Source organism: uncultured Tateyamaria sp., assembly GCF_947496075.1.
In the GTDB taxonomy this organism is placed as follows: Bacteria; Pseudomonadota; Alphaproteobacteria; order Rhodobacterales; family Rhodobacteraceae; genus Tateyamaria.
This window is the reverse complement of the sequence record NZ_CANMBJ010000004.1, coordinates 303550-318765: the sequence shown is the minus strand read 5'-3', so window position 1 is coordinate 318765 and position 15216 is coordinate 303550. Positions and strand designations below refer to the sequence as shown.

The 15216-nt window shown below is 57.5% G+C and carries 13 protein-coding genes; 6 read left to right on the top strand and 7 right to left on the bottom strand.

The genetic code is table 11. The features are described 5' to 3' along the window. Positions 1–126 precede the first annotated feature (126 nt). Entirely contained in the window at positions 127–1194 is a 1068-nt protein-coding gene (locus Q1A51_RS13990; RefSeq protein WP_299599959.1) for a patatin-like phospholipase family protein, read from the bottom strand. A gap of 418 nt (positions 1195–1612) precedes the next feature. Between Q1A51_RS13990 and Q1A51_RS13985 the strand changes: the two genes are divergently transcribed. Further along, positions 1613–2224, top strand: a complete 612-nt coding sequence (locus Q1A51_RS13985; RefSeq protein WP_299599958.1) for a TetR/AcrR family transcriptional regulator — start codon at positions 1613–1615, stop codon at positions 2222–2224. A 457-nt stretch (positions 2225–2681) separates the two neighbouring features. Here Q1A51_RS13985 and Q1A51_RS13980 read toward each other — a convergent pair whose 3' ends face one another. Both Q1A51_RS13980 and Q1A51_RS13975 read right to left on the bottom strand, forming a co-directional pair. Continuing rightward, positions 2682–3698 (bottom strand): hypothetical protein, encoded by a 1017-nt coding sequence (locus tag Q1A51_RS13980; protein WP_299599957.1) that lies wholly within the window; start codon positions 3696–3698, stop codon positions 2682–2684. Positions 3699–4067: 369 nt separating this feature from the next. Next, complete coding sequence (locus Q1A51_RS13975; RefSeq protein ID WP_299599956.1) at positions 4068–7190, bottom strand: GAF domain-containing protein; 3123 nt, start codon at positions 7188–7190, stop codon at positions 4068–4070. A gap of 153 nt (positions 7191–7343) precedes the next feature. On the opposite strand from Q1A51_RS13975, the gene Q1A51_RS13970 reads away from it, so the two are divergent. Continuing rightward, positions 7344–7757 carry a nuclear transport factor 2 family protein gene (locus Q1A51_RS13970; protein WP_299599955.1) on the top strand — a complete coding sequence of 138 codons (414 nt, stop codon included), beginning with the start codon at positions 7344–7346 and terminating at the stop codon, positions 7755–7757. Positions 7758–8197: 440 nt separating this feature from the next. On the opposite strand, the gene Q1A51_RS13965 is transcribed toward Q1A51_RS13970, so the two are convergent. The 3 genes from Q1A51_RS13965 to Q1A51_RS13955 all read right to left on the bottom strand — a co-directional run bounded on the left by Q1A51_RS13965 (position 8198) and on the right by Q1A51_RS13955 (position 10484). Then, positions 8198–9103: a LysR family transcriptional regulator gene (locus Q1A51_RS13965; RefSeq protein ID WP_299599954.1), complete on the bottom strand. Its 906-nt coding sequence runs from the start codon at positions 9101–9103 to the stop codon at positions 8198–8200. A gap of 134 nt (positions 9104–9237) precedes the next feature. After that, positions 9238–10008, bottom strand: coding sequence for a hypothetical protein (locus tag Q1A51_RS13960; protein WP_299599953.1), 771 nt, complete (start codon positions 10006–10008; stop codon positions 9238–9240). After that, positions 10005–10484 carry an RNA polymerase sigma factor gene (locus Q1A51_RS13955; RefSeq protein WP_299207993.1) on the bottom strand — a complete coding sequence of 160 codons (480 nt, stop codon included), beginning with the start codon at positions 10482–10484 and terminating at the stop codon, positions 10005–10007. The genes Q1A51_RS13960 and Q1A51_RS13955 overlap by 4 nt, the downstream gene beginning before the upstream one ends. A gap of 106 nt (positions 10485–10590) precedes the next feature. On the opposite strand from Q1A51_RS13955, the gene Q1A51_RS13950 reads away from it, so the two are divergent. Further along, positions 10591–11031, top strand: coding sequence for a DUF4399 domain-containing protein (locus tag Q1A51_RS13950; protein ID WP_299599952.1), 441 nt, complete (start codon positions 10591–10593; stop codon positions 11029–11031). 65 nt (positions 11032–11096) lie between these two features. Here Q1A51_RS13950 and Q1A51_RS13945 read toward each other — a convergent pair whose 3' ends face one another. Continuing rightward, entirely contained in the window at positions 11097–13124 is a 2028-nt protein-coding gene (locus Q1A51_RS13945; RefSeq protein ID WP_299599951.1) for an NADPH-dependent 2,4-dienoyl-CoA reductase, read from the bottom strand. 211 nt (positions 13125–13335) lie between these two features. Here Q1A51_RS13945 and Q1A51_RS13940 point away from each other — a divergent pair, with 211 nt between their 5' ends. From Q1A51_RS13940 to Q1A51_RS13930, 3 genes are all read left to right on the top strand, one after another. Further along, complete coding sequence (locus tag Q1A51_RS13940) at positions 13336–13821, top strand: GNAT family N-acetyltransferase (RefSeq protein ID WP_299599950.1); 486 nt, start codon at positions 13336–13338, stop codon at positions 13819–13821. A 279-nt stretch (positions 13822–14100) separates the two neighbouring features. After that, on the top strand, positions 14101–14550 hold the full coding sequence (locus Q1A51_RS13935; protein ID WP_299210776.1) for a hypothetical protein: 450 nt from the start codon (positions 14101–14103) through the stop codon (positions 14548–14550). A gap of 162 nt (positions 14551–14712) precedes the next feature. Next, on the top strand, positions 14713–15195 hold the full coding sequence (locus Q1A51_RS13930) for an RNA pyrophosphohydrolase (protein WP_299208814.1): 483 nt from the start codon (positions 14713–14715) through the stop codon (positions 15193–15195). Positions 15196–15216: the final 21 nt, after the last annotated feature.

Here is a 15216-nt window from a genome sequence, read left to right as displayed (position 1 = left end):
TGACGCGGCACCGATCCGCTTTGGAAAAGTTCTCTCGGACGAAAAACGCCAACAAACCCAAAAGAGCCTGAGCCTCCAATAACCCGCGCAACGCTCTCAGGATTTTGGCGATGACCTCATGCCACTTTAATTGCCGATGGCAAAAAGTTCCTCTTGCAGATCAGGACGCCACGATTTGGCTTGGCGACCGTCTTCAACACCCAGCTCATAAAGCTTCTTCATATAGGCCGGATCAAAGGCTTGGGTCGGTTTTTCGCTAAATCGCTTTGGGACGGCCAGTCCGTTCACACGCAGCCCGTCGCGCTTGGCCAGCGCAATGATGAACGCGATGTCACCATAGCTTTGTGACCGGATCAGAGTGGACAATGTCCGACCTGCCATGCTTGCCAAACGTGTACTTTGAGCTTCAAAGCGGGGCTCCAAGCGTTTGTTGTGGATGAGCCAGATTGTGTTCTCTGCGTTTGCCAAACCGACCTCTGCAAGGGTGCGTTTCATCGGCAAATTGGCCGGGTATACGAAAATCTGTTGGGTCAATGCCCCGTCGACGTGAAGTTCTTCTTTGGTTGTGAGCCCGTCGGTTACAGGAATTCGAACCGGCGTGAAGAGCACGGGTATTGCTGCGGAGGCAAGAATGACCTTTCGGACCAATGCAAAGCTCTCTGGTGTGTCTGCGCTGGCAAGTGCCCCGATATCCCAGAGGACCGGACGTTCAGCGTCGATATTGGTGGTGCCAACGATAAGGCGGCGGCCCTTCTGATGCTCCTGACCGATTTTCCGGATAATGGCATCCGTCAGTTCTTCGGCGATGGCATCAGCCAATGGCTTGTTGTCAGCAAGCGCGCCCCCTCCGACTAGCGCACCAACGACTCTGAACCTGGCAACGCGTGTCGTGTCTGTTGTCGTATAGAACCGACGAATGGCTGCGTCATACTCCGGCCCCAGGAACGCGAAGGGCGCTATAATCGCGCCGGTGGAAATTCCTGTCACAACATCGAACTGAGGCCTTTGTCCTGTCTCGGTCCATCCGTTCAGAATCCCTGCGCCATACGCACCGTCAGGCCCGCCACCGGAAAGCGCGAGGATGTTTACGCTGCCCTGTTTTCCCGGCCTTGCAAAAACGGATTTGAACTCAGTGACAATGGACTCTTCATCGAGCTCAGAAATGTCGCCAAAAGTTCGAACATCTGACGGCACACCCAGGGGCGCGAAGCTTTCATAGTCATCCCCGGACGGCGCAACAGACGCCCGATCATGCGTCGCGCACCCTGCAGCCAGAATCGCGATCAGGAAAAGACGGCCGAGAAATCGGGCTCGCCGCCACGTTCTGTCCAATTTTTGCGTGAGATGTCTCGCTGAACCGCTACCTTTTGTTTATAGTCAATGGTCCCAAAAGGCGATCACGTTGGATGAGAACCGCAACAGCGGTGGCTCATTTGGTCTCATGATTGCAAATGTCCCTGCTTGGCATCTGATCAAGTTTGGAACAGAATGTTCAGGCTTAGGGCATAACGAATTTACGAGCTTTGGTAGCACCCCAAAAATATATAGTAAATACTATACATCCACCTGTCTGGGTTGGTGCTTCCGGACCCGCAGCTGACAGGAGATTGCTATGACGTCGAAACGGCTCGAGAGACGAACCACGCCTTTGCAGACGCGGGCGAACAAGACTGTTGGACTGATCTTGGAAACAGCGGCTAAGCTGCTAGAGGAAATTGGCTTTGAAGAGCTGACAACCAACAAGATCTGCAAAGCGGCAGAGCTGACCCCTCCCGCTCTTTATCGATATTTTCCGAACAAATACGCCATTGTGTCTGAGCTGGCCAAGCAACTGATGCACTTGCAGAACACGGCGGTGGCAGAGAGTTCGGTTGATATGAAACACGATGGCCTCAATGTAGACCGAACCGTCAGGACCCTGTCTGGACAAGTTCAAATCACGCGCGACTTCCCTGGCGGCGTTGCCGTGTTGAAAACGATGTATGCGACACCGCAGCTCGTTGAGGTTCGACTGAAGTCTCACGAAGAGCTTACGGACGGACTGACGTCCTCGCTCATGAATCTGGACCTCGGCTTCGCGGAACCTGAACTTCGTAGAAGGGTACGTCTGCTGATCGAAATCGGCAATTCAGTGGTGGAAATGGTGGTGGAAAATCCCGGCATGGACGAGGCTGCCATGATCCAGGACACTGCCGAAGTCATGCATTTCTTGCTAACAAAATGAATTGCGGAAACTGTGTCTGACGAGCGCGCAAGCATGGTTTGGCGGTGATATTGGTCACCCCTTGCAGCCCCGAGATTTGCCTGGACAACGCGACGCAGCTGCGCCGTCCAGTTGCCCAAATCCACCTATTCATCTAGCTTGGATAGCGATTTTTAGCTTCCTCAGTGCTATCCCAGAAACCGTCATTGATGGGTGTGCAGTTAAATGGCGTTTTATGCCACGCCTGCAGTCGTTAGTTGCCCCACAATCTCGCACAAGGCATGAACGTGTGGCTTTGGGAACCTGTGGTTGCGAGTGCGAGTTGAACCAAATGTCTGGTATGGGTGGTGAGCGCTTGTCAGACGGGTAGATTGAGAGGCAAGTCTGCGCCGAATCCGAGGTCTGGAAAGAGCCCACATTTGACACTGCTTCGCCGCACCAATGAGACGCTTTGACGAGACGCGAGATCAACGAGCGATCATTCGATCAAAACGGTTTTGATGATCTCGGTCTGCCCAGCCGTTTCGGGCCGGTTGAGATCGGTCAAGCGATATCTGATCTCGTACTGCCCGGGCTCTTGCAGCGGAAAGCCCGTTACAACTCCGGTGCGCCAGTAGTCGTCACGGATTGGGACGCTATGGATTGGCTGCCCGGTAAACCGCATGGCATCGTTCTGTGCGCCAATCACGTTGCCCTCGGCGTCCCGCAACTCAATATCCAACCTGACCTCGTAGCTCGCAAGCGGTGTGCCGGGCAGGTCGCGCCCTACATAGTCCAGCATCGCATGGAGCATGATCATCTCGCCCGGAGCAAAGGTTGTGCTGTCGCGAGGTACGACTTGTCGCTCGCCCGTCCATGCATCGGGAACGATCAAGGTGTTGGAAACGACAATCATACCGGGCATCGTCGCTTGTGTTGCGAGGGCTGCACCGTCGATGGAGATTTGTTTAAGGGGCGGTGCCTGGAACTCCGCGGGCGCATCTAGGACGTGCTCAACCACCTTCGTATAGCAGGCGCTGCGTTCAGGGGCGCCTTCAACGGTCGCGACGTAGTAGACGGGCACTGCGACATCCGCATCTTTGGCGCTGCGGATCAATTGGCAGAGGGGTGCTCGCAGGATCGTCTCGGCGCCATCAAAAGGGGGCTTCTCAGAGGCAACAAGTGTGTCGAGCAGGGTGTCAAACTGTCCGGCTTGGTCGGGGCGCAGGTTGACAGTAAAGAGCCAAGCGAACGGTGGGTCGCCTTCAACAGAAGCCGCGACCTCGGCCACGCGTTCCATTGTGGTTGGATCCTTCCCGATCTTCCAGTAAATCCGTTCGCTGGCCTCCGAAACGGCGATGCGCCAATCCGCTTCTGAAAAATCAAAGGCGCCGCCCTGATTGCGAAGCGCGAAGTAAGCCGAAGGCATGGGTTGCCGAGTTGTTTCCTGAGCCGAGGCGGCGAAAGGTGCTCCAAAGACGGCCAACGACAGAGCAATTGCAAGGGGTTTCATCATGACACCAGCGAAGCCGGAACTGCGGAAGCTGTCAATCGACACAGGGCATCGTGCACCCGACCAGCGGATATCCCCCGGGGTCACGTAATTGGGAAAGCTGGCATGGGACGGGCCCCAGGCTTGCCGACTTGTTGGCCACGAGACGCCGTTCGCGATGTATGCTTTGTCAAAACGGCTCCAGGTGAATAGCGACGCAAACGCTCAAAATGGGCCGCGATCCGGATACCTTTCAGAAGAAATGCTGCGCGATGCATAATGTCCGGTTCGGAGAAGCCCACGGGTCGAGATTTTATCGTCTCAGATGTTGGCAATGGGCCGACACTACGTCGATGCACGTCAATTGCATCCGGCATCAGGCGAACAAATCAATCAAACATCGCTCGCGAGCCTGAACACTTCTATGGGTTCACGAATTCCCTTGAGACTGAGTTCTCCTCTCGTCTCAACCCTGAAGGTATCCTCAACCGCAATTCCTGCTCGCGTACTAAGCAGGATTTCCCCATCATCCGCTTCATCGCACAGCCGCGATGCAAGATTGATCGCAGTTCCAGATGCGGTGTAGTCAAAACGACCCTCAAATCCCACGAGGCCCACAGTTGCATAGCCAAGAGAGACGCCGACTCCAAACCCGAGACGGTGGCCTAGCCGCTTCCACACCGTACATAGCTCAACCATCCGCGCGCGCATCGCAATTGCAAGCCGAACCGCGTCCCCTGCAGGATCATCACAAGGGATGGGGTCATTGAACAACACCATGATGCCATCACCCATCCGAAGATCGACGCCCGCGCCGTGCTGGTTGATAAGCTTACCCATCTCTTCGTGATAGGTCTGGAGCACCTCGATCGTCTCTTCGGGCTCCGCCGTTTCACAGAAGGCGGTAAAACCGCGGATGTCGCAAAACAGAACACCCAGTAGCGCGCGGTGGCTTTGCAACATCTGCTCTGAACCCGAGGAAACGACTGTATCCGCGACCGCAGACGGCAAGAAACGTTTCAACCGTCCGATCCGCTCAATTTCAACGACCTGTTCGTCGACCTTCGCCTCGAGCGATGCGTTTAATTCCTGTACTTCGGACGTGCGCGCCTGCAACGCCCTGAACTGACGCGCATTTTCGATTGCGATGACGGCTTGGGCGGCAAAGGTCTCGACCAACGCGATTTCGTCTGGGGTGTAGGGTTTCACCACCTTGCGAAACAGAATCAAAACCCCGATGGCGCCTTCACTCGTGATCAGCGGAACAAGCAGGTTGGACCGGATACCGGTTTCTTCGACCACCGAAACAAATACGGTTACGCCACTCTTGTAAGCATCCGTTTCGGCCATGTCGTGGATATGAACCGTTTCTTGTGACACAATGGCACGCGCACCAACGGATTGGTCGGGGTCCATTGAGACAAGACCATCGTCATAGACTTTGACGGTGGCGGCATCCAGCCCGTAGGACGCCTCCATCGTCTGATGTTTGTCGCCGACCTGGCCCATCGCAAGCGCGGCAGCATGCGCACTGCACAAGTCGGCAGCCGTTCTAAGGATCAGGTCAAACACGGGGGCCTCGTCGTCGCGACTTTGACTGATCATAGTCAGAATATCGCTGGAGGCTTTTTCGCGTTTTAGCCGTGTCTCTACTTCGCGGAACCGGCGGACGTTTTCCAGCGCGATGACGGCCTGCGTGGCGAAAGTTTCGACCAACGCGATCTGCTCGTCGCTGTAGGGCCTGACTTCGTGGCGAAAGATGATGAAACAGCCGATCCCCTCGCCATCCCGAATAAGCGGGACAAAAAGGTTCGTGCGAATGCCTTGGACATCGCACAATTCGACAACGTTTGGCACACCAGCACGGTACTGCTCTGTGTCCATCATGTTGTGCAGATGTACAGGACGCTTTTCGATGATTGCACGTGCCGCAAAGGATTGGTCCGGGTCCATCGGTACCTTGCCTTGGCTGTAGAAATCCTCTGTACTTTGTAGGGCCCCATGATGGGCGATCATGGTTTGGATTTCGTCCGCCGCACGCCCCAGTATCAGCGCTGCGAAAGGAGCATCGCAGAGTTTGCGCGCGTTGCCGAGAATAGCGTCAAAAACGGGTCCCTCGTCGTCACTGGCGTTGCTGATCGCTTCCAAAATTTCACGCGTCGCCGCAGCCCGGTCCAGACGATCGCGCAACGCGCGAAACCGGCGGACGTTCTCGATTGCGATCACCGCCTGTTTGGCAAGGTTTTCGACCAACGCGATACTCTCGTCCGAGAAAGGCGCCACTTCGCGGCGGCTTAGGACAATCGCGCCGATGCCTCTGCCTGCCGCAATCAAGGGGACGCATAGATAGGTGTGGTAACCTTCTTCCTCTACCATTCTGACGCGGGTCGGGTTACCGCTTAGATAGAGATCCGATTTCGAAAGGTCGTGAACGTGGCGCACCACACCTTCGCGAATGGCGGTCGGCAGGTCGTTCGGTTGGTCAAGCGGCAATACCTCGCCAATCTTGAACGACCGCATCTTGTCACCCCAAGCGGCAGCACAATAGTGATTTTGCCGCGCGCTGTCGGCCAATTCCAGTCGGGCCATCGGGGAATTGCAGAGTTTGGCGGCATTGCGCAGGATGGCATCGAAAACTGGCCCTTCGTCATCGCTGGATGTGCTGATGGCGTCCAGAATTTCGCGGGAGGCGGCTGACCGGTCCAGGCGCGTCTCCATTTCCTTAATGTGAAGAGAGTTTTCAATCGCGATGGCAGCTTGATCTGCAAAGGCCTGCGCCAATTCCAGAGCACGGTCGTTGAACGGATGCACGCGGGTCCGGTAAACACTAAAGACGCCGATCAAACGCCCACCCGCCGTCATCGGGATCGCAGCCAAGGATCGCGCGTGACCAAACTTCACGGTCGCAAAACGAAGCGGGTTATCTTCGTAAGAAACCTCATCTGCATTTACATCAACAACGCTGATTGGCTTCAAAGATCTGGCCGCTCGGCCTACGGCGGTGTCGGCCCCGGGGTTGAAAGCTCCTTGTGTCGACAGCCAATCCGAAAAAGGCGCACTGATGTTGCTGGAACGCATTTCCGTGAACGTGAAATTCCCGTGATGCTCCATTAGAATGCCGAATTCCGCCTCGCAGATTTCAAGGGCCTGCTCCAGCACCTCGTCAATCACCTCATCAAGGTTTCCGCTGCTGTCATTGATGATCCGCAAAACGCGTGTCATCGCGCGCTCTCGTCGTATGGCTTCGTCCAGTTCAAGTGCCAGATCAGCCAACAGGCCTGTTGTATTCTGGTCCGCGGTCGATGATGCGTGTGGATCGGCCAGCGCTTGCGCCAATGCGATTTTCGACGTGACATTCAGCTTGCCATAGACTGTGCGCAAGTGAGACCGAACTGTCGTGGGAGAAATGCCAAGTTCGCGTGCAATGATCTTGTAGCTGGCACCGTCCGCGTAGGCAGCCGCTACCTCCGCTTCTCGTTTGGACAGTGTTTCAACAATTTGTACGGCGTCCGACATAATTTCCTCGGCTAAATGTAGAGAACCATACCCTACATACCTCCTGCATCAACTGGTTCATTTGAACGATATCTCTACACCGCAAGCTTGCCTAACTGTAACGCATGGCGCTTTGGGGATTGTCCCCGGTGCCGCATGCAAGGAGATGGCAGAATGAGTATGACAGTGACCGCACGAGAGTTTTTCGAAGCCTGTGAAACCGGTAAAGGCTGGGATGGATGCGCCGAGTATTGCAGCGCAGATGCCAGTTTTTCGTGCCAGTCCAGCGCGCTGGAGGATACACTCACGCTGGCGGCATACGCAGAATGGATGAAGGGGCTGCTGACACCCATCCCAGATGGTCACTACGAACTGAAAGGGTTCGCATCCGACGAAGACCGGGGTATCGTTCTTGCATTTGCGGTTTTCCACGGCACGCAGTCCGGGCCCGGTGGCCCCGTCGACGCGACCGGTGCTAAAGTGGCGTCAGATTACGTGTACGCCCTGGAATTTGCGGGTGGTAAAATCACGCATATGACCAAGATTTGGAACGATGGTCACGCGCTCACACAGCTTGGCTGGGCATGATGTAAACGGGAAGGGGCGGATGTTCCGTCCCTTTCGGTGTTATAGACGCTATTGGCTCCCGAACAACTCAACTCTATGCGCGCCCTCAGCTTGCCGCGTCCAGCCGGATCGCTTCACACGTCCGCAAGCTGCTAACCTCTTTAACGCAAGTAACTCGCTTAGAGCAGTTTCAGCCAAGTCGAAACTCTTCCATATCCATCAAATTCATCACCTTAACTAGATGTCTGCTTTAGGGAAGCGGCATTGCAGCGACCGGTGTGACCTCCAAGGTCGGCCCAGGGCTGACGTTGGGCTTTGCAAAGTCCGCTTTCTGCGCGTAGCTGCCGCTGTCCACAGCGCTGCATCCTGTAAAACGGGTGCAAACCGGAACTCAAGCGACAAAAAGCCCCGGCACTCGCGCACCGGGGGCAGTCACATAACCGAGGGAGGTTGGCTAATTCTTACCAGTCTGCCGGACCTTTTTCAGCAAAGGCATGGACCAGGAAATCGATGAACGCACGGACCTTGGGCTGCGTGAACCGTCCCGGCGGGTACACGGCATAGATGCCTTGCGTTTCCATCGGCAAGTCAGGGATCGCATCCATGACCAGACCTTGCTCCAACGCGTCGGCATAAAGGAAGCTCGGCAGATACGCGATGCCAAGGCCCGAGATGGCCGCATTCAGCAACGACTGCCCGTCATTCACGCTCAGCCACCCGGCCGTGCGCACCTGACGCTTTTCACCCGACGGGGCGGTCAGCTTCCACACGTTGCCCGACGATTGGTTGGAATAGTGCAACAGCTTGTGCTCGTTCAGATCGTCGATCTTTTCCGGGCGACCATATTGCTCGAAATACTTGGGCGAGGCGATCATGCGCTTCGTCGTTTCGGTCAACTTGCGGGCCCGCAGGGTGCTGTCTTCCAGCTCACCAATGCGGATGGCCATGTCGAACCCTTCGGAAATCAGTTCAACATAGCGGTTGTTCAGCACCATGTTCACTGTGATGTCCGGGAAATCAGCCAGGAATTCGGACAGGCGTGGCGACAAGTGATTGACCCCGAAATCCGTCGCAACCGAGATACGCAAAAGACCTGAGGGGGCGGATTGCATGGATGTGACAAGAGAGTCCGCTTCACCGGCATCATTGAGAACGCGGCGGGCACGATCGTAGTAAGCCAGGCCAATCTCGGTCGGGCTGACACGCCGTGTGGTGCGGTTCAACAGTCGGGCGCCAAGCCGAGCCTCCAGCGACGACACGTGCTTTGAGACGGCGGATTTCGAAATCCCCATCTTCTTTGCCGCGTCGGTAAAGCCACCCTGGTCCACGACCGTGGCAAATGCTTCCATCTCGGTAAGGCGATCCATGCCTGCTGCCTCTCAATCCATGCGTTGTTGAGGCTCAGGTATGGTGGCGAATAAAGGCACGATCTGGGCGAGGGTTGGATAATATCGGGGTGATTGCAGGGATCGTTCATGGCATGGAAACGATCTGTTAACCCTCAGGTCGCGATATCCGCGCTCCAGTTTTGGAAGGTTTCGGCCTCTTGCTGCAGCGGGGCATTGTCCGTCCCACCGATCAAAAGGAAGCCATAGCCGGGCGTGTTCCAACGGGCCAGTTCCATACCTTCGGCCTGTCCCATGTTCACCGGTTTCGCATCGGGACCGGCGGGAATGATGCACAAGGCGACAGGTGTGCCATCGGCACGGGTAAAGGCAATCTGGATCAGCGGTTTGTCATTGAAGCCCAGCACCTGCGCGCGTTTGAATGTGAGGCCCTCGGCTTGCGGCAATCCGCTCACGTCCAGTCCCAGCGCGTCGGATACGTTCGCCAATTGCAGGGCCGTTTCGGAAGAAGACGGATCGGCAAGGACCAATGTGTCAGGCGTATAAAGCGCCTGATAGGAGGCAACAAAACTCACCCACCCCTTGGGGGCGGGTTCCGGCGTGCCAAATCCGGTGAACATCGCCACGGCCAATCCCGCAGCCAACCCGGTCGCAAAGGTGCCCACACCCCATGCCCAACGTCCCCGTGGGGCTGGCGCGGGTGCCACTGCCGGTTCGGGCAGGGCGGGCATTGGCGGTGCATCCTGCAACAACGCCTCATAAGCTTCGGCAATCGGAACCAGCGGCACATCAAGTGCGGCAAGCTGATCGACCAAGGCAGCGTCATGCTCCAGCGCGGCTTCGATCTCGGCGTGCAGGGCATCGTCCGCTTCCCCATCCAGGAAAGCGGTCAATTCCTCGTCCGAAAAGGCTCGCACGTCCGTCATTGCACCTTCGCCTTGTCCTCGGCCATCTCGGAGTTCAGCCGCTTGCGGGCCGCCGCCAGTCGGCTCATCACAGTGCCGATGGGAATCTCCATTATTTCAGCCGCTTCCTTGTAGGCGTACCCTTCAACATAAACCAGAACCACCGCCTGACGCTGGGCCTCTGGCAGTGCGTTCACTCTATTCAACACGTCACGTGCCAGAATATTCGTTTCTGGTTCAGGTTTTTTGTCAGGAAGGTCGATTTCTTCCACCGGGACCAATCCGCCCCCGGTCCGCACCTTGCGCGAGCGCAGCTCGTTCAGCCACACGCGTTGTGCCATGCGGAACATCCAGCGATCCAGATGCGTGCCCGGCTCGAACTGATCAGCCTTGTCGAGCGCGCGCAGACACGTGGTCTGCACCAGGTCATCGGCCCAATCCCGCCGACCGGTCAGCGCAACGGCATAGCGCCAAAGCCGGGGATAGACGGCTGGGATGCCGTCCCGGACGATACTGACAGAGTTTTGAGACGAGGTGCGAATTGAAATTGTCCCGACGTGCTACACTTGGTGCTTACCCACCATGCCCCGGAGGAGAATAGAAATGAAATCATTTGTCAAAGCCGTGACTTTTGCAACACTGCTTGCTGCGCCTGTCTTTGCACAAGATACGCCGGCACCAGCCGATGCCAAGGTCTATTTCGTCAACATATCCGACGGCGACACGCTGTCGTCACCGGTCACTGTGATCTTTGGTCTGGACGGCATGGGCGTCGCCCCCGCCGGGACGGAAAAGGAGAACACGGGCCACCACCACCTGCTACTCAACCGTCCACCACTGGGCGAGGGACCAGAAGGGGCGGACGAGTTGGCCTATGGTCTGCCCACCGATGACAATCACATTCACTTCGGCGGCGGACAAACGCAGGTGACGCTTGACCTGCCAGCCGGTCAGCACACGATGCAGTTGGTGATGGGCGATCTGAACCACGTGCCACATGCAACGCCCATCACAAGCGACGTGATCACGATAACGGTCGAATGAGTATCTTGCAGACCAAGGCGGACATTACGTCCGCCTTACGGGCGTCTCGCGGGTCTTGATCCGCCTTACAGCGTTGCAGCCAGCCGTGTGCCTTGATCAATCGCGCGCTTGGCGTCCAGTTCTGCGGCCACGTCTGCGCCACCAATCACGTGGCAAGAGATGCCTGCCGCTTCCAGTGCATCCGCCAAGGATCGCTCGGGCAGTTGTCCTGCGCACAGGATGATGTCGTCGGCTTCGATCAGCGTGGGGTTCTCGCGCGCGTCCCCGAAGGAGACGTGCAGGCCCTTGTCGTCGATGCGTTCGTAGTTCACGCCGCCAACAAACTCGACATCCTTCATCTTGAGAGCGGCACGGTGAATCCAGCCGGTTGTCTTGCCCAGCCGCTTGCCGTGCTTCTCGGCCTTGCGCTGCAGCAGGGTAACGTTCCGCGCAGGCGCGTCGGGCTGTGGTCCCTGCGGGGACAATCCGCTGCGATGTTCCTCGGTGTCTGCGACGCCCCATTCCTTCATCCACTCGGGCAGGTTTTCGGTCGGGCTTTCGCCTTCGTGCACGAGGTATTCCGAGACATCAAAGCCGATGCCCCCGGCACCTATGACGGCAACCTTTTTGCCCGTCTCGACCTTGTGGCGCAGCAGATCGATATAGGAGTGCACGTTGTCGCCATCCTGGCCGGGGATGTCCGGATCGCGGGGCAGAACGCCGGTGGCGATGATGACCTCGTCATAGCCCTTGAGCGTGTCGACGGTCGCTTCGGTGTTCAGGTGCACGGTGATCCCGGCCTCTTCCACCATGTTGCGATACCAGTCGACGAAGCCCCAGAACTCTTCCTTGCCCGGCACCTGCTTGGCCATGTTGAGCTGTCCGCCAATTTCGTCGGCGCGGTCGAAAATGGTCACTTCGTGCCCGCGCTCGGCGGCAGTCAAAGCGGTGGACAGCCCTGCTGGTCCCGCGCCCACGATGGCGACGGTTTTCTTGGTGTCCGCGGGGGCCACGACCAGTTCGGTTTCATAGCAGGCGCGCGGGTTGACGAGGCACGAGCTGATCTTGCCCGAGAAGGTGTGGTCGAGGCACGCCTGATTGCAGGCGATGCAGGGCGCGATGTGAGCCGCCTTGTCTTTAATCGCTTTTCTGACGAAATGCGGATCGGCAAGCATGGGGCGGGCCATCGACACCATGTCGGCGCAGCCTGTGGCCAGAACCTCTTCGGCCACTTCGGGCGTGTTGATGCGGTTGGACGTGATGAGGGGGATCGAGACCTTGCCCATCAGTTTCTTGGTCACCCACGCAAAGGCCGCGCGAGGCACGGACGTGGCGATGGTGGGAATGCGCGCTTCGTGCCAACCGATGCCGGTGTTGATGATCGTGGCGCCTGCTTTCTCGATCTCTTGGGCGAGTTGCACGACCTCTTCAAAGGTCGAGCCGTTGGGCACAAGGTCGATCATCGACAAGCGGTAGATGATGATGAAGTCTGTGCCCACGGCCTCGCGCGTCCGGCGCACCACTTCGATGGGCAGGCGCATGCGGTTCTCATAAGAGCCGCCCCAGCGGTCCTCGCGTTTGTTGGTGTGGGTGACGAGGAACTGGTTGAGGAAATACCCTTCGGAGCCCATGATCTCGACCCCGTCATAGCCTGCTTGCCTAGCGCGGGCCGCGGTGGCGACGATGTCGCTGATCTGCTTTTCGATACCTTCTTCGTCCAGCTCGGCGGGCGGGAAGGGGGAGATGGGGGATTTCACGGGCGAGGGGGCGACGCACATCGGCCCATAGGCATAGCGGCCTGCGTGCAGGATCTGCATCGCGATCTTGCCGCCGTTGTCGTGGACACGGTCGGTGACGATCTTGTGGTTGGCCACCTCTTCGTCGTTGGACAGCATGGCCGCACCGGGAAGCACGGAGCCTTCGAGGTTCGGGCCAATGCCGCCTGTAACCATCAGGCCAACTTCGCCCCTTGCCCGTTCGGCGTAGAACTCGGCGACGCGGTTCCAGTCCTTAGTCTCTTCCAGCCCGGTATGCATGGAGCCCATGAGCACGCGGTTCTTCAGGGTCGTGAACCCGAGGTCTAGCGGTGCGAGCATGTGTGGATAGGCTGTCATGGTGTCCTCCCGAGCGTGTGTCCTCTTGGTTTCAGACATAGATCGTGTGATGTCACGCGCAACGCGGCGTCATGGCGGGGCGGGTGTCCCCGCGGGGACAGGTTTGTGCGGTTTTTTGCTCTTGTCACAGGGTGTTGGGGGTGGGTGCAAATATGGGACGCGCAGAGGCCCGGTTTCTTGCCATCGGCATAACGGAACGGACGGTAAAGTGATGGAGGAGGCAACGGGTATGCATGTGCGCGAGATGATCGCGGGCGAGGCGGATGCGCTGGGGCGGGTCATGTTTCGGGCGATTCACGATGGATACAGCGACTACACCAAGGCCCAGAGGATTGCGTGGTGTGCCATGCCGCCTGAGGGCGAGGGCTGGGCCGCGAAACTTGCGGCGCAAGATGTTCGTGTGGTCGAAGCGCTGGGCGGGCCCGTGGGGTTCATCACCCGCAACAGCGCATATGTCGATCTGGCCTTTGTCCTGCCGGAATGGCAGGGGCAGGGCCTGTTTTCGATGTTATATGACAGAACCGAAGCTGACGCTCGCGCGGCGGGTCTGCATCGCTTGTGGGTGCATGCCTCGCTGACGGCGCAGCCTGCATTTGCGGCCAAGGGTTTTGCGGTCACGCGGCACGAAACGGTCGCGCGGCGCGGGGAAACATTGGACCGGGCGGAGATGGAGAAAGTGTTTGATGGACTGACCTAGAGCAGACGTGTTGCGACCATCAGTAGGCTTGTCAGAACCTAGCACGAGATGGCTTTGATCTTCGTGTCAAACGCTGACCCCCAATATGAATGACTGTTCGTCTCTCGGACGCGGCGGCCGTCCGCTTTGAGCCCAAAGCGTACGATGCTGCGTTCGCTAACGATGGCTGTTTCTTCTATTCGACAAGGCATCGGTGCTGGCACAGTTGAGTTCCGATGCCATAATTTCGCCGTCTCTGGCGCTTATCGCAGCCCAGCGAACTGACGAACGGGCAATGCGATGGATCAGACAGTCGAAGAGCGGCCAGCGAGATTTGGATTGGCTGGGTTTTTGCTGGGTATTGCAAGTCTCGTCATCATTCTCATTCAGCTTTCCGCGTTTTTTGAGCCACCAGAGAAGAGTAGCGGTGCCGTCATTGGCGAAATTGCAGCAGACATAGTGCAATCTGCGGCACGTGTAGTGGCGGGTGAACCAGCCCCGGACCGCAGTCCGCCACCCGAAGACTACGATCAACTCATTACAATTGCCGCGCTCTGCGTGGCGGGCATCGCGGTAGTGCTCGGCGGGATAGGGCTTTACCGGAATGAACCACACCGGCTTTCATATATGGCCGTTGGAGTCGGCGTTTCAGCGCTTGTGTTGCAGTATGTGTTCTGGCTGGCGATCCTGATTTGCGGCGTAGCCCTGCTGATTAGTATAATCGGAAATCTCGATAGTATTTTCGGCTAGACGTAAAAACTTTCATTCACAAAACTGACCTTTGCCATTCGATGTTTAATGGCAGCTTTGTCCCGCGAAGCCGACCACCTTTCAGTCATGGAAACGAAACACCCTCTTCACATCGCCCGGAGAATAGTATTTTCCGGCTCGCGAACTGCCGGAGACACTCAAATGACCCCCGAAGAGATCGAGAAGCTGCCCTATCGCAAGAATGTGGGGGTCATGGTGATGAATGCCGATGGTCTGGTGTGGGTCGGTCAGCGCCGGGACCGGTACAGGGAGGCCTGGCAGATGCCGCAGGGCGGTGTTGACAAGGGTGAGGATGCGCGGACGGCGGCCTTGCGGGAGTTGGAGGAGGAAACCTCGATCTCTGCGGCTTTGGTCGATGTGGTGGCCGAGACCGCCGATTGGTTGCCTTATGAATTGCCCCATGACCTGATCCCGCAGCTTTGGAAAGGCAAGTATCGGGGGCAAAAGCAGAAGTGGTTCCTGTTGCGCTTCAACGGGTCGGATGACCAGATTGATCTGGAGACTGCGCATCCAGAGTTTTCCAACTGGAAGTGGATGACCCCGGCAGAGTTGCCGGAGGCGATCGTGCCCTTCAAGCGCGATGTTTATATGCGGGTTCTGGCGGAATTCGCGCCGCATTTGTGAGTGCTATTGCATAACAGGCGG